The following is a 13,547-nucleotide window of genomic DNA, read 5'->3' as shown; positions in this document are numbered from 1 at the left end:
GCATGGACCTGCAGGATCTCCTGCCCACCGACATCGACTGGTGGCAGCTGCTGCTGGCCCTGCTCGTCGCTCTCGCGACCTGGATCATCTCGCGGTTCGCACGCCGGGGCACGACAGCCCTGCTCCGGCGTGCTCCCGGCATCTCCACCGCTGTGGGGACCGCGACCGCGCAATTCGTCGGCTACGCGATCCTCCTGCTGGGCTTCGGCATCGCGCTCGCCCTGCTGGGCGCGAACGTGCAGCCCTTGCTCGCGATCGTCGTCATCCTCGGCATCGTCGCGATCCTGGTCCTCCGCGGCGTGGCCGACAACTTCGCGGCCGGTGTGCTGCTGCAGGCGCGGCAGACGGTCCGCATCGGGGACGAGATCGTCGTGGAGGCGCTGGACTCCGTGATCGCCGGGACGGTGACGGAACTCAACGCCCGCGCGGTGATCCTGCACACCGTCGACGGCCGCACCCTCCACATCCCCAACGCACGTCTGCTCTCCGATCCCGTCGTCAACGACTCCACCCGCGGAGCCCGACGCAGCGAGGTGGAGGTCAGGGTGCGACGAGACGGGACGACCGGGATCGACGGCGTGCTCGGGCCGCTCGTCGATGCGGCGAGGACGGCGGAGGGCGTGCATCGGCACGAAGGCGTGCGGGCGCTCGTGGTCAGCGTGAGCGGGGACCGGCTCATCGCGCGACTGCAGTTCTGGCACCACCCGCTGCACGGCGCCCTCGTGAGTGCCGCCGTCGTGGTCGCGGTCTTCGACGCCCTCGGCGGCCTCGGCACGACCGGCACCGTCACCAGCGTCCCGGCCCCGCCACCGCTCGTGCCGTCCGATGCCGTGTGAGACCCGGGTGCGCGATGTCGGTGCCCTCGGGCATGATCTGCGCATGGACATCACCTTCCTGCAGCCGGACGGCCTCGTCCGCAGCCCCGCATTCAGTCACGCCGCCGTCATCCCCCCGGGGGCGACCACCGTCTACATCGGAGGGCAGAACGGTGTCGACGCCTCCGGCGCCGTCGTCTCCCCCGACGTGGGGGCGCAGGCGCTTAGAGCTCTCGACAACGCCCGGGTCGCGCTGGAGTCGGCGGGGGTGACGCTCGACGACGTCGTGAGCTGGACCATCCTCATCCACCAGGATGCCGACCTGCGCGCGGCGTACGGTGCCGTGGCCGCCACCCTCGCCAGGGACGGCGCCCCGCCGCTGGTGACCGCCGCGCGGGTGGCGGGCCTCGGCGTGCCCGGAACCCTCATCGAGGTGAGCGCGATCGCCGCGACGGTCCGCGACTGAGTCAGATGCGACCGCGCACGGGGGTGCGTTCGACGCCGTCCGGTTCGTCGGGCATCGTCATCTCGGCACGGACGCCGAGCAGACGCACTTCCCGGGCGGGGTCGAGGGTCTCGCCGAGGGCGAGCGCCATCGCGACCACGTCCTCTCGATCAGCCGTGGGAGCCGGGAGCTTCCGGCCGAATGTCCTCGTCTCGAACGGGGCGTACCGCACCTTGAGATGCACCCGCATGACCGGGCGCCCCTCGGCGGCGCAGTCGTCGAACGCGTGTCCCGCGAGCTCCCGCAGCGCGTCCTCCACCGCCTCAGGCGTCGTGAGGTTCTGCTGATACGTGGTCTCCCGGCTGTGGCTCCGTGCCACCCACGGAGTGTCGTCGACGATCCGCGGCCCCAGCCCGGAGCCCAGCCCGAGATACCACCGCCCCATCTTGGGACCGAACTCCGCGACGAGGTCTCCTCGTCCGCCGCCGCGAGTTCGCGCACCGTGGCGATGCCGTGTGCCGCGAGCCGCTTCTGCACCTTCGGCCCCACGCCCCAGAGGTCACGGGTCGGCCGGTCGCCCATCACGGCGAACCAGTTGTCGGCCGTCAGCCGGAACACGCCTCGCGGCTTGCCGAACTCCGTCGCGATCTTCGCCCGCACCTTGTTGTCTCCGATACCCACCGAGCAGTGCAGACCCGTCGCCTCCTCCACCGCGCGCTGCGCGGCCCGCGCGACGCTTTCCGGGTCGTCGGTCACGACGCCGAGGAAGCACTCGTCCCACCCGATCACCTCCAGCACCACGTCGGGCAGCGTCCGCAGCGCCGCCATCACCTCGTCCGACGCCCGCTCGTACTCCGCGTGATCCACCGGCAGGAACACCGCGTCCTCCGGCGCCTTGCGCGCCGCGATCTTCAACGGCATCCCCGACCCGATGCCGAAGGCGCGCGCCTCGTACGACGCCGTCGAGACGACGGCCCGCTCGGTCGGGTCGCCGCGGCCCCCGACGATGACCGGCCGTCCGGCCAGATCCGGGCGGCGCCGCACCTCGACCGCGGCGATGAACTGATCCATGTCGACATGCAGCACCCACTCGGCCATGCATCGAGTGTGGCCGCTGACGCCGGGGAAGTCACCCCGTCAGACGAGGAAGATCGGCAGCAGCCCCGGGTTGTGGGCGTGGACGAGGACGGCGAAGACGACCGCGTCGAAGAGGAGGTGCACCGTGACGACGTAGGCCAGCGAGTGCGTCCGGAGGAAGATGAATCCCTGCAGGAGCGCGAACGGGATGGTCAGCAGCGGCCCCCATTCGCGGTACCCGAGTTCCCACAGGAAGGAGACGAAAACGACGGCCTGCAGCGCGTTCGCGAGCGCATCGGGGAAATGGCGCCGCAGCAGCGCGAAGACGGTGCAGATGAAGAACAGCTCATCCCAGATGCCGACCGCGCCGACGCCGACGAACAGCCGCGCGATGAGATCGGGCGTGTCCACCACGGGCCAGTTCTGATAGACGCCGCTGGTGATGAAGTAGAAGGGCAGGATCAGCCAGCCGAGCACCAGCACCGCGACGAGCCAGCCCCAGTGCAGCACTCCCCAGCGCTGCCCCGTCCGCCAGGGGAACCGGATCGCCCGGTCGCGGAAGGCGAACCGCGAGATCAGATACGGCACGAGCACCGCACCGCCGAGCGCGAGGGTGAAGCGCAGCATGGCCAGGTTGTCGAGCTCCGCCGCGAGCGGGATGACACTCACGATGAGCATGCCGAGCGCGATCAGCGAGAGGTCCCGCGTGAGCGATGGCCGCCGGGATCCGTCGGGCCCGGGGAGCGGCTCGCCGCGGCGCTCCACGAGCAGGGCGGCACCGACGCCCAGCGCCAGGAGCAGCCAGCCGAGCCAGGGCAGCGCCACGACGAAGAAGGCCGGGGCGGCCGCGCACACCAGCGCCGCCGGGACGAGGCGCACCCCCACGGGCGCGCTCGGAGGGGCCTGCGTCATGCACGATCCCGTCGGCGGTACACGAGATCGCGGATGTCGCGCCCCTTCGCGAGACCCTTCCGCTCGAACGCGGTCATGACCCGACCGTCGAACCGCTCGGCCCAGTCGCCCTCGAAGGCCCGCTCGAACAGGGGCTCGGCGTCCAGCACCTCCCGCATCTGGAGCGCGTAGTCCTCCCAGTCGGTCGCGAGCCGCAGGAGGCCGCCGTCGCGCAGCGCCCTGGCCGCCGTGTCACCGAATCCGGGCCGCACCAGACGACGTTTCGTGTGGCGCTTCTTGTGCCACGGATCGGGGAAGAAGATCCACACCTCGGCCGCCGCGGCCTCCGGCAGGTACGAGGAGAGCACCTCCGGCGCGTTGGCCTCCACGACGCGGAGGTTCTGTACACCCGCACGGTCGGCGTCGAGCATGGTCCGGGCGAGGCCCGCGCGGAAGACCTCGACGGCGAGGAAGTCGTCGCGCGGCCGGTTCGACGCGGCGGCGACGATGGCATGCCCCTGGCCGGAGCCGATCTCGACGAAGAGGTCCGCCTCCCGGCCGTACTCGGCGGCGACGTCGAACCGCGCCTCGGGGTGCACGGAGGTCCACGCCACCGCGCGCGGGACATCCAGCAGATAGCGCGGGGCGAGATCGGTGAAGGCGCGCTCCTGCGCCTCGGACATCCGGCCGCTCCGACGCACGAAGGACACCGGCTCGTCGCGGAAGGTACGCGGTTCGGGCATGGATCCAGGGTAGTCGCCGGCGCCGCCACCGCCGGACGCGGTCAGCCCGCGGGCTCGGTGACGAAGTCGATCAGCTCTTCCACCCGGCCCAGGAGCGCGGGCTCCAGGTCGCGGTAGGTCGTGACCTTCGACAGGATGTGCTGCCAGGCCTTGGCGGTGTCGGCCTGCGTCTCGTGCGGCCAGCCGAAGGCGCGGCAGATGCCCGTCTTCCAGTCGATGCCGCGCGGGATCTCGGGCCACGCCGCGATGCCGAGGGCCCGAGGGGTCACGCACTGCCAGACGTCGACGAACGGGTGGCCGACGATGCGGACGTGCCGGCCGTGCGGTCCGCGGGCCACCGCCTCGGCTATGCGGGACTCCTTCGACCCGGGGACGAGGTGGTCGACGAGGACGCCGTACCGCCGGCGTGCGCTCGGCGGCTCCGCCGCGAGGAGGTCGTCCAGCAGGTCCACGCCCTGGAGGTACTCGACGACGACGCCCTCGACGCGCAGGTCGGCACCCCACACCTTCTCGACGAGCTCGGCGTCGTGCCGTCCTTCGACGAGGATCCGGCTGGGCAGCGCCGTCCGCGCCCGCTGATCCGCCACCGCGAAGGAGCCGGAGGCGGTGCGGCGGGGTCCCTGCGCGGATGCCGCCGGCACCGTGAGGCGGACCGGTGCCCCGTCGATGAGGAAGCCGCCGCCGAGGGGGAACAGCCGCCGTCGCCCGACGCGGTCCTCGAGCTCCACCGCACCGCCCTGCACCTTGGTCACCGCACCGCAGAATCCGTCCGCCGCGACCTCGACCACGAGATCGACCTCCGCGGGCACCTGCGGCACCGGCTTCACGCCGCGCTCGCGCCAGCCCGTCGCCAGCACGTCCGATCCGTACCTGTCGTCCATGCCTTCCAGCGTATGTGTCTCCGCTGAGGGCGAACGCCGAGAGGCGCGCGAGTGCTGTCGCGTGTCGGACCCAGTGCATAGACTCGACACATGGGGCTCGGCTGCCGGTCGGAGGGAACACGATGACGAAACGGTGGCTGGCGCTGGGCGCTCTCGCCCTCGCGGTCGCGACGGGCGCGCTGTCCGCCTCGGCGGCGTCCGCGACCGATCCGCTCACGCTCGACTCCGGGTACGTCACCGACCAGGCCGACGTCCTCTCCCCCGTCGAGGAGGAACAGGTCGAGTCGCGCCTGCAGGAGCTCACCGACAACTCCTCCGCCGATCTCTTCGTCGTCCTCGTCGACGACTTCACCGACCCGAGCGACAGCGTCGCCTGGGCCGACCAGGTCGCGAACGACAACCGGCTCGGCCCTGATCAGTACCTCCTCGCGATCGCCGTCGAGGGGCGCAGCCTCTACATCTCCGCGGACTCCTCCGGGCCGTTGAGCGACGCGCAGCTCGCCGCCATCGAAGACGCCATCGCCCCGCTCGCCGGCGACGGCGACTGGGTCGGCGCGATCACGCTGGCCGCCGACGAGATCCAGGGGGACGGCGGTGCCGGAGCGCTCCGCGTCACGCTGATCGTCGTCGGGGTGATCGCGGCCGCCCTGCTCATCTGGCTCATCGTCGCTCTGGTCCGACGCGCACGCCGCAACGCAGCCATCCGCGAGCGGGGCGCCATGCCGGAGACCCCGGATCCCGCCGACCCGTTCTCCACGCTCACCGATGCCCAGGTCGAGCAGCAGGCCGGCGTCGCACTCGTCCGCGCCGACGACGCGATCACCTCGAGTCGGGAGGAGCTGGGATTCGCCGTGGCGCAGTACGGCGAGGGCGCGACCGCGGAGTTCTCCCGCGCCGTCGACGAGGCGAAGGCGAAGATCGCCGAGGCGTTCGATCTCCGGCAGAAGCTCGACGATGAGATCGAGGACTCCGTCCACGACCGGCGCGCCTGGCACATCCGTATCATCCGGCTGGCCGACGAGATCGACGAGATCCTCGACGACAACACCGAGGCCTTCGACGAGCTGCGCCAGCTCGAGCAGAACGCACCGCAGGAGCTGGAGCGGGTACGACGAGAGCGCGCCGATCTGACGCCGCTCCTCGCCTCGGCCGCTCCCGCCCTCGCCGCTCTCGCCGCGACCTACGACCGGGCCGCCCTGAGCACCATTGCGGACAATCCGGCACAGGCGCAGGAGCGCGCGTCCTTGGCCGATCGAGCGATCGATGCCGCGGCACAGGCACTGACGAGCGGACGCTCCGGTGAGGCGGCGTTCGCGATCCGCACGGCCGAGCAGGCGGTGGCGCAGGCGGCGCAGCTGATCCAGGCGATCACGGCGCTCGGCACCGAGCTGTCCGGCATCGAGGCGCAGGCGCAGGCGCTCGTCACCGAGCTCCAGGGCGATGTGGCTGCGGCGGCGCAACTGCCCGACCCGACCGGTGCCCTGGCGGGTGCGTCCCAGGCGGTGACCGCGCAGCTGCAGAGGGCGCAGGCCGACCTCGTCGCCACGCCACGCAACCCGCAGCGGGCCCTCGACGCCCTCACGGCGGCGAACGCGCAGATCGACGAGGCGATCGCGCACGGACACGAAGCCGTGGAGCGCGCCCGAAGGGCCCAGCAGCTCCTGGAGCAGACCCTCGCCCAGGCGGCCTCCGAGATCCGGGCTGCCCGGGAGTTCATCGAGACACGCCGCGGCACCGTGGGCTCCACCGCCCGCACGCGCCTGGCGGCCGCCGACGCCGCGTTGACCCAGGCCCTCACCCTGCGCACGTCGGATGTCGAGAACGCCCTGGCCGAGGCCCAGCGGGCGCTCGGTCTCGCGCGCGAGGCCGCATCCGCCGCACAGGCCGATCTGCGCGCGTACTCCCCCGGCGCCTACGCGGACGACGGCTGGGGCGGAGTCTTCGGCGGCTCCGGGTCCCGTTCCGGCGGCTCCGGCATCGGCGGGGACATCCTCGGCGGGATCATCGGCGGACTCCTCGCCGGCGGCGGGGGCGGCGGCTCGTCCCGGCGCAGCAGCGGCTGGCGCTCCTCGGGCGGCTTCCGCAGCTCCGGCTTCGGCGGAGGCGGGTCCCGCGGCGGCGGACGCGGACGCTCCGGAGGTCGACGCTTCTGATCCCCCGCACAGACACATACGCCAAGCTCTCGAAGACGCCCCTCTGAAAGGAACCACGCATGACCAAGCAGTCCATCTTCGGACGGATCTCCACCCTCGTCCGCGCGAACATCAATGCCCTCCTGGACTCTGCGGAGGACCCGCAGAAGATGCTCGACCAGCTCGTCCGCGACTACACCAACAGCATCGCCGACGCCGAGTCCGCCATCGCGGAGACCATCGGCAACCTGCGGCTGCTGGAGCGCGACCACGAGGAAGACGTGCAGGCGGCCAACGAATGGGGCAACAAGGCCCTCGCCGCCAGCCGCAAGGCCGACGAGATGCGCGGCGCGGGCAACACCGCCGACGCCGACAAGTTCGACAACCTCGCGAAGATCGCCCTGCAGCGCCAGATCAGCGCCGAGCGGGAGGCGACGAGCGCCGAACCGCAGATCGCGGCCCAGACGGAGATCGTCGACAAGCTCAAGAGCGGCCTGAACGGCATGAAGGACAAGCTCAACGAGCTGAAGAACAAGCGCAGCGAGCTCCTCGCCCGTGCCAAGGTCGCCGAGGCGCAGACCAAGGTGCAGGACGCGGTCAGCTCCATCAACGTGCTCGACCCCACCAGCGAGCTCGGCCGGTTCGAGGACAAGGTCCGCCGCCAGGAGGCTCTCGCCCAGGGCAAGGCGGAGCTGGCCGCGTCGAGCCTCGACGCCCAGTTCGAGAGCCTCGAGGATCTCGGCGAGCTGACCGAGGTCGAGGCGCGCCTCGCCGAGCTGAAGGCCGGCGGCACCGCGCCGCGCCAGGCGCTCGAAGGCAACTGACACCGACGCGGATGCCCGGGCGCACGCCCGGGCATCCGCGGTTCCGTCTCCGGGAGGTCTCCCATGGTGCGTTTCCTGGTCGTGCCGCAGTGGCAGGGTTCGCCCGCCGCGCGCGCGATGCTCCTCGTCGACGGCGCGTCGGCGATCGCAGGCGATCTCCCGCGTGCGGCGACGACGGTCCTCGACGTTCCGGTCGAAGCCGGCGAGGCGCTGGGCACGGGCGTCCGGCGGCTCAGCGCCCTCACACGTACGCGGGATCTCGTCGCCGGACATCTCGAAGCCGGAACCGTGCTGATCGGCGGCGACTGCAGCATCACCGTCGCCGCACTCGACACGCTCCCCGGCGGAACCGACGACCTCGCCGTGGTCTGGTGCGATGCGCACGGCGATCTGCACACGCCGGACACCTCGCCGTCCGGGGCCTTCTCCGGCATGGCGCTGCGTGCGGTCCTCGGTGAGGGAGAACCGCAGCTCGCTCTGTCCCCCGGCATCCCCCGCGATCGCGTCATCACCGTGGGTGTCCGGAACCTCGACGAGTCCGAGACCGACGAATGGGACCGCCTCCGGAATCTCGGGGTGGCCGATCTGGACGACCCCGCGGCGCTGGCCGACGCCGTGCAGGCCACGGGGGCGCAGCGGGTGTGGGTGCACATCGACGTCGACGTCCTCGACCCGGCGTCGTTCACCGGAGTCTCCGCCGCCGTGCCCTTCGGCGTGACCCCCGCGTCCCTGAGCACGGCGATCCGCGAGCTCCGGAGCCGCGTCCCCCTCGCCGGGGCGACCATCGCGGGCTTCGCCCCTCGCACGCCGGCCGACGCCGTCGACGACCTCGGCGCGATCCTGCGCCTCGTCGGAGCCGTCGCGTGAGCCCGGCACCCGACTGGGAGGCGGTCGCGGCGGAGCGCCTCGCCCGCGGACGCCGGGCGGACCGCCGCATCCCCTCCTTCCTGCTGCGCTCCCCGATCAGCCGCCTGGGCTACCTCTGGGGAACGGCCGTCGGCTGGATCTGGGGCGCGCTGTGGAGCACCGGTCCGATCGAACGGCGCGGCGGACTCTGGGTGTTCCGGGGCATGCCCCGATGGACCTTCCACCGCGGCGGCGTCTGCGTGGGCGGGTGCTTCCTCACCGGCGACGCGCGGCCCACCGACGCGGTGCTGCGCCACGAGGCCGTGCACAAGCAGCAGTGGCTGCGCTACGGCTTCCTGATGCCGGTGCTCTATCTGTTCGCGGGACGCAACCCGCTGCGGAACCGCTTCGAGATCGAAGCGGGGCTGGAAGACGGCAATTACGTGCGCCGCTCCCGCTGACTCAGCCCTCGACGGGAAGCAGTCCGAAGCGCTCCGGCACGCGGATCCGGTTCACGGCCACGCCGAGGCGGTCGGTGAGGTGCTCGACGATGTCGGCGGTGCCGAGGTAACCCCCGAGCAGCGTGACGTGCGTCTCGACCTCGTCGTCCACGAGCATCTCGTCGGCCCATGCGCAGGTGGCTCGGGCCAGGGCCTGTCCGGGCGCGCAGCCGCGACCGCTTCCCGGGGCTCCGGAGCGTGCGGAGCGGGCGAGCCAGGTGACCGTCATGCGACCGGGCGCGTGGATGACGCCGATGTCGGAGGCGTCGGGAACCTCGATGAAGATGCGACCGGACGCGCACAGCGGGAGGGTCGCGAGGAACGCCTCGAGGTCGAGCAGCGAGTGCTCGTCGGCGGTCACCAGGTGGTGTGCGCGACGGCGCGCCGCGCGGCGAGCCGCACGCGTGCCTCGGGTGTCGAGCGTGGTGTCCATGGTGATCCCATCGTACACCAAGCGAAGGCTTGCCTAACCTTCGACGACGCGTTCTTCCGTCACCGGCTCGACGAGGGCCTCGCGCAGCGCGGTGAGCTCCCTCTCGGTCATGCCGTTCGCGCGCAGGTAGCCGGCCGCCGACCCCCAGCGCTCGTCCACCTGGGCCAGCAGGCGACGCATCACCTCGGCGGGAGAGCGGGTCGCGAGATCCACCGCGTGCACCGCCTCGGGGTGCTGCGACCGCAGATACGCGGCGATGCGCCGCGACCGTTCGGCCGGCAACTGCGACTCGGTGAGGGCGTAGTCGGCGATGACGGCATCCCGATCGGCGCCGACCGCCGAGAGCGCCAACGCGACCGTCACACCCGTGCGGTCCTTGCCCACCGTGCAGTGCACCAGGGTCGGCTCCCCCGCGGCGATCACCCGGACAGCGGCGACCAGGCGCTCCCCACTCTCCTCCAGGAGATGCAGGTACAGGTCGTCGAGGCTCGTGTCGGATTCGAAGAAGGAGCGCACGGACCCGAGGAACAAAGGCAGATGAGTCGTCTCCGGGCCCTCGATCTCGCTCGGCTCCGCGGCGACCTCCTCCCCGTCGCGGAGGTCGACGATGTGGCGCACCGCAGACCTCAGGAGCGCGGCGCCGTTCGTCGTCGCGGTGGAGAGCTGACCGGAGCGCAGCAGGACGCCGGGGCGGATGCGCCCACCCTCCGCGGGGATCCCGCCGACGTCCCGGACGTTCGTGACGCCCTCGACGTCGAGGATCGTCACGCCCCCGCCTGGGAGCCGCGCGGGGGCACCGGATAGCGCCCGGCGATGACGATGCGGTTGAAGGCGTTGATCGACACGCATGCCCAGCTCAACGCGGCGTACTCCTTCTCGGTGAACACGCTCCCCACCAGGTCGTAGACCTCGTCGGAGATGCCGTCCTCCGCGATGAACGTGAAGGCTTCCGCCAGTTCGAGCGCGGCACGCTCCCGATCACTGAACACACCGCTCTCGCGCCACACCGAGATCTGGCTGATCGTGTCGACATCCAGTCCTGCGGCGACCGCCCGGTCCACGTGCACCCGCGTGCAATAGCTGCAGCCGTTCAGCTGCGAGCAGTGGATCATGACGATCTCCTCCAGGCGATCGTCGATCCCGTTCTCGGCGCAGATCGCGCCGACCGTCTTCGAGAAGGCGTCGAGGGCCTGGTAGGCCGCAGGCTCCGTCTTGGACAGGTGCACGCGCTGTTCGGTCATACCTCCATGATATTCGGCGCCGGGCGCGGGAGACGGTGCGCGACCGGCCTCACTGAAATGCAGACTGCGAACCTGCGAGCGCTGTTTCTCTGCATATCGCGCTGCCTTATCATCTTTCATCTTGTCACTTTGCTCCGACATTTCCTGTGAGGTCGAATCGGGGCGCAGAATAGCCGCGTGGCGATCGACACCAGCGAGTTCTCCTATCTTCCCGCGCAGGCCGACGCGCTCGGCGTGCCGCTTCCGACCGTGGAGCGCCTGACGCTCCCCCTCCCCGAGGGTCGCGTCGTGAGCGGGCTGCACTTCGGGTCCGAGCCGCCGCGCATCACTCTGCTGCACGGCGCCGGTCTGAACGCTCACACCTGGGACACGACGGCGCTGGCGCTGGGGCAGCCGCTCCTGGCGATCGACCTCGCCGGCCACGGCGACTCCTCCTGGCGCGACGACGCGGACTACTCCCCCCGCACCCTCGCCGCCGACGTCGTCGCCGCTCTGGACGCGTGGGTCTCCGCGCCGCAGATCCTGGTGGGACAGTCGCTCGGCGGTCTCACCGGCGCCGCCGTCGCCGCGGCGCGGCCCGACCTCGTGGCCGCTCTGATCGTCGTCGACATCACTCCCGGGATCGACGTGTCCGCCGGCCCCGCGGCGCTCCGGGAGTTCTACGCCGGGCCCACGGACTTCGCGACCCGCGACGAGCTCGTCGACAAGGCGATGGCCCTGGGGTTCGGCGGCACTCGCCCCGAGACCGAGCGCGGCGTCTTCCTCAACACCCGTGTCCGCGCGGACGGCCGCGTCGAGTGGAAGCACCACTTCGCCCACCTCGCCGCCACCGCTCTGGCCGCCCACGACCCCGGCACCGCGACGGCACCGTCGGTCCTGCATGAGACCGGCTGGGACGACCTGGCGGCGGTCACTGCGCCCGTCACGCTCGTCCGCGCCGAGCGCGGCTTCGTGAGCGCTGCCGACGCGGAGGAATTCCAGCGCCGCCTCCCGGAGGCGCGGGTCGTCGCGATGGACGCCACGCACAACGTGCAGGAGACGGCACCCCGAGACCTCGCCGCTCTCGTCGGCTCCGCGGCCGCCGCCGGAATATGACGTTCCGTTCCACGGCCGCCGCGCCGCATCCCGCCCGACCCTAGGCTCGTCCCACCGGCACACAGCACCTGCCGCACCGAGAGGAAACACCCATGTTCCGACGTCATCGACGCCTCGCGCTGATCTCCGCCCTCGCGGCCACCGCCGTGATCCTCAGCGCCTGCTCCGGCTCCGCCGACCCTGCACCGTCGGCGGGCGGCGAACCCGACCCCGACGCCACCCTGCACGTCGGTCTCGTGCTCGAGCCCACCAACCTCGACATCCGCCACACCAGCGGTGCCGCGCTGGAGCAGATCCTCATCGACAACATCTACGAGGGACTGGTCAGCCGCACGCAGGACAACGAGGTCGTGGAGCGGCTCGCCTCGGACTACGAGGTGTCGGACGATGGCCTCACCTACACCTTCACCCTCAACGACGGGATCACCTTCCACGACGGCTCGCCTCTGACGGCGGCCGACGTCGTCTCCTCCTACGAGACCGTCCGCACCGACGAGACCGTGCAGGGCAACGCGGAGTTCGCGTCCGTCTCCTCGATCTCCGCTCCGGACGACACGACCGTCGAGATCGTGCTGTCCGAGCCGAACCAGAACTTCCTCTTCGCCCTCACCGGTCCGGCCGGCCTCGTCTTCAAGAAGGGCGACACCACCGATCTGAAGACCGCGGAGAACGGCACGGGACCGTTCACCCTCACCCGCTGGAACAAGGGCAGCACGATCACCTTCGCCCGCAACGACGACTACTGGGGCGAGCCGGCCGGCGTCGCCGAGGTCGAGTTCCAGTACATCCCCGACTTCACGGCTGGCGTGAACGCGGCGCTCGCCGGCGACGTGGACGTCCTCACCGCCGTCGACCCGAACCTGGCTCCGCAGCTCGAGGACTCGGGTGACTTCAGCCTCACGACGGGCCGCACGACCGACAAGGCTACGCTCGCCTTCAACAACAAGAAGGCGCCGCTGGACGACGTCCGGGTGCGCGAGGCCCTGCGCCTGGCGATCGACCACGAGGCGCTCATCGAGGCCGTCGGCGCCGGCACGCCGTTGTACGGCCCCATCCCCGAGCTCGACCCCGGCTACGAGGACCTCTCCGACGTCATCTCCTACGACCCCGAGCGGGCCAAGGAGCTGCTCGCCGAGGCCGGCCAGGAGGACCTCGATCTCACGCTGACGATCCCGTCGTTCTACGGCACCACCGTCCCGAAGGTGCTCATCTCGGACTTCGACAAGGTGGGCGTGAACCTCGAGGTCGATTCCGTGGAGTTCCCGACCTGGCTCGAGGACGTGTACACCAACAAGGACTACGACCTCAGCTTCGTCCTGCACGTCGAGCCGCGGGACTTCGGCAACTTCGCCAACCCGGACTACTACTTCGGCTACGACAACGCCGAGGTGCAGGACCTCTACACGCAGGCGCTGGCCGAGGTCGATCCCGAGGCCTCCGCGAAGCTCCTCGCCGAGGCGGCCCGGATCGTGTCCGAGGACCACGCTGCGGACTGGCTCTACAACGGTCAGACCATCACCGCCGTGAATCCGGTGGTCAGCGGCTTCCCGGAGGACTCGATCAACTCGCGCATCAACCTCGCGGGTGTGACCGTCTCCGCCGCGAGCTGACGACGGTCGACGCT

At 71.3% G+C, this 13,547-nt stretch carries 15 protein-coding genes and 1 pseudogene; 8 read left to right on the top strand and 8 right to left on the bottom strand.

The genetic code is table 11. The annotated features are described in order from the left end of the window. Nucleotides 1-2 precede the first annotated feature (2 nt). Both BLU02_RS16280 and BLU02_RS16275 read left to right on the top strand, forming a co-directional pair. Entirely contained in the window at nt 3-836 is an 834-nt protein-coding gene (locus BLU02_RS16280) for a mechanosensitive ion channel family protein (RefSeq protein ID WP_060923043.1), read from the top strand. Nucleotides 837-879: 43 nt separating this feature from the next. Then, entirely contained in the window at nt 880-1,281 is a 402-nt protein-coding gene (locus tag BLU02_RS16275; protein ID WP_060923047.1) for a RidA family protein, read from the top strand. Between the two features lies 1 nt (nt 1,282). On the opposite strand, the gene BLU02_RS17940 is transcribed toward BLU02_RS16275, so the two are convergent. From BLU02_RS17940 to BLU02_RS16255, 5 genes and pseudogenes are all read right to left on the bottom strand, one after another. Next, nucleotides 1,283-1,705, bottom strand: coding sequence for a DinB/UmuC family translesion DNA polymerase (locus tag BLU02_RS17940; protein ID WP_370670662.1), 423 nt, complete (start codon nt 1,703-1,705; stop codon nt 1,283-1,285). A gap of 14 nt (nt 1,706-1,719) precedes the next feature. Beyond that, nucleotides 1,720-2,331, bottom strand: a pseudogene (locus tag BLU02_RS17935) (DNA polymerase IV); the annotation flags it as partial. A 66-nt stretch (nt 2,332-2,397) separates the two neighbouring features. Further along, nucleotides 2,398-3,249 (bottom strand): CPBP family intramembrane glutamic endopeptidase, encoded by an 852-nt coding sequence (locus BLU02_RS16265; protein ID WP_060923042.1) that lies wholly within the window; start codon nt 3,247-3,249, stop codon nt 2,398-2,400. Next, on the bottom strand, nt 3,246-3,971 hold the full coding sequence (gene trmB / locus BLU02_RS16260; protein WP_060923041.1) for a tRNA (guanosine(46)-N7)-methyltransferase TrmB: 726 nt from the start codon (nt 3,969-3,971) through the stop codon (nt 3,246-3,248). Before trmB ends, BLU02_RS16265 begins: the two co-directional genes overlap by 4 nt. 41 nt (nt 3,972-4,012) lie before the next feature. Beyond that, the gene (locus BLU02_RS16255) at nt 4,013-4,852 is read right to left on the bottom strand and encodes a DUF3097 domain-containing protein (protein ID WP_060923040.1); all 840 of its coding nucleotides are present in this window, start codon (nt 4,850-4,852) and stop codon (nt 4,013-4,015) included. Nucleotides 4,853-4,974: 122 nt separating this feature from the next. Between BLU02_RS16255 and BLU02_RS16250 the strand changes: the two genes are divergently transcribed. The 4 genes from BLU02_RS16250 to BLU02_RS16235 all read left to right on the top strand — a co-directional run bounded on the left by BLU02_RS16250 (nt 4,975) and on the right by BLU02_RS16235 (nt 9,115). Next, entirely contained in the window at nt 4,975-7,005 is a 2,031-nt protein-coding gene (locus BLU02_RS16250; protein ID WP_083371058.1) for a TPM domain-containing protein, read from the top strand. A gap of 59 nt (nt 7,006-7,064) precedes the next feature. Continuing rightward, nucleotides 7,065-7,808, top strand: coding sequence for a PspA/IM30 family protein (locus tag BLU02_RS16245; RefSeq protein ID WP_025103092.1), 744 nt, complete (start codon nt 7,065-7,067; stop codon nt 7,806-7,808). Between the two features lie 63 nt (nt 7,809-7,871). Beyond that, nucleotides 7,872-8,675: an arginase family protein gene (locus tag BLU02_RS16240; protein WP_060922978.1), complete on the top strand. Its 804-nt coding sequence runs from the start codon at nt 7,872-7,874 to the stop codon at nt 8,673-8,675. Next, nucleotides 8,672-9,115: a hypothetical protein gene (locus BLU02_RS16235; protein ID WP_060922979.1), complete on the top strand. Its 444-nt coding sequence runs from the start codon at nt 8,672-8,674 to the stop codon at nt 9,113-9,115. The genes BLU02_RS16240 and BLU02_RS16235 overlap by 4 nt, the downstream gene beginning before the upstream one ends. A 1-nt stretch (nt 9,116) precedes the next feature. On the opposite strand, the gene BLU02_RS16230 is transcribed toward BLU02_RS16235, so the two are convergent. From BLU02_RS16230 to BLU02_RS16220, 3 genes are read right to left on the bottom strand one after another with little or no spacing between them, the layout of a single operon-like run. Beyond that, a complete protein-coding gene (locus BLU02_RS16230) occupies nt 9,117-9,587 on the bottom strand; it encodes an SIP domain-containing protein (RefSeq protein WP_060922980.1) in 471 nt (156 codons plus the stop codon). Between the two features lie 33 nt (nt 9,588-9,620). Beyond that, on the bottom strand, nt 9,621-10,355 hold the full coding sequence (locus BLU02_RS16225; RefSeq protein WP_060922981.1) for a tyrosine-protein phosphatase: 735 nt from the start codon (nt 10,353-10,355) through the stop codon (nt 9,621-9,623). Next, nucleotides 10,352-10,828 (bottom strand): carboxymuconolactone decarboxylase family protein, encoded by a 477-nt coding sequence (locus BLU02_RS16220; RefSeq protein WP_060922982.1) that lies wholly within the window; start codon nt 10,826-10,828, stop codon nt 10,352-10,354. Before BLU02_RS16220 ends, BLU02_RS16225 begins: the two co-directional genes overlap by 4 nt. Nucleotides 10,829-11,005: 177 nt before the next feature. Between BLU02_RS16220 and BLU02_RS16215 the strand changes: the two genes are divergently transcribed. Together BLU02_RS16215 and BLU02_RS16210 are read left to right on the top strand one after the other, a co-directional pair. Further along, nucleotides 11,006-11,923 (top strand): alpha/beta fold hydrolase, encoded by a 918-nt coding sequence (locus tag BLU02_RS16215; protein WP_060922983.1) that lies wholly within the window; start codon nt 11,006-11,008, stop codon nt 11,921-11,923. 92 nt (nt 11,924-12,015) lie between these two features. After that, nucleotides 12,016-13,533 (top strand): ABC transporter substrate-binding protein, encoded by a 1,518-nt coding sequence (locus tag BLU02_RS16210; protein ID WP_060922984.1) that lies wholly within the window; start codon nt 12,016-12,018, stop codon nt 13,531-13,533. Nucleotides 13,534-13,547 lie beyond the last annotated feature (14 nt).

Origin of the sequence: Microbacterium paraoxydans (assembly GCF_900105335.1) — a bacterium.
Lineage (GTDB): Bacteria > Actinomycetota > Actinomycetes > Actinomycetales > Microbacteriaceae > Microbacterium > Microbacterium paraoxydans.
This window is presented reverse-complemented; position numbering and strand designations above follow the sequence as displayed.

Bases quoted from the DNA above. Each gene is read 5' to 3' on its own strand.
- BLU02_RS16280 (WP_060923043.1), top strand. From the start codon at position 3: ATGGACCTGCAGGATCTCCTGCCCACCGACATCGACTGGTGGCAGCTG.
- BLU02_RS16275 (WP_060923047.1), top strand. From the start codon at position 880: ATGGACATCACCTTCCTGCAGCCGGACGGCCTCGTCCGCAGCCCCGCA.
- BLU02_RS17940 (WP_370670662.1), bottom strand. From the start codon at position 1,705: ATGGGGCGGTGGTATCTCGGGCTGGGCTCCGGGCTGGGGCCGCGGATC.
- BLU02_RS16265 (WP_060923042.1), bottom strand. From the start codon at position 3,249: ATGACGCAGGCCCCTCCGAGCGCGCCCGTGGGGGTGCGCCTCGTCCCG.
- trmB (WP_060923041.1), bottom strand. From the start codon at position 3,971: ATGCCCGAACCGCGTACCTTCCGCGACGAGCCGGTGTCCTTCGTGCGT.
- BLU02_RS16255 (WP_060923040.1), bottom strand. From the start codon at position 4,852: ATGGACGACAGGTACGGATCGGACGTGCTGGCGACGGGCTGGCGCGAG.
- BLU02_RS16250 (WP_083371058.1), top strand. From the start codon at position 4,975: ATGACGAAACGGTGGCTGGCGCTGGGCGCTCTCGCCCTCGCGGTCGCG.
- BLU02_RS16245 (WP_025103092.1), top strand. From the start codon at position 7,065: ATGACCAAGCAGTCCATCTTCGGACGGATCTCCACCCTCGTCCGCGCG.
- BLU02_RS16240 (WP_060922978.1), top strand. From the start codon at position 7,872: ATGGTGCGTTTCCTGGTCGTGCCGCAGTGGCAGGGTTCGCCCGCCGCG.
- BLU02_RS16230 (WP_060922980.1), bottom strand. From the start codon at position 9,587: ATGGACACCACGCTCGACACCCGAGGCACGCGTGCGGCTCGCCGCGCG.
- BLU02_RS16220 (WP_060922982.1), bottom strand. From the start codon at position 10,828: ATGACCGAACAGCGCGTGCACCTGTCCAAGACGGAGCCTGCGGCCTAC.
- BLU02_RS16210 (WP_060922984.1), top strand. From the start codon at position 12,016: ATGTTCCGACGTCATCGACGCCTCGCGCTGATCTCCGCCCTCGCGGCC.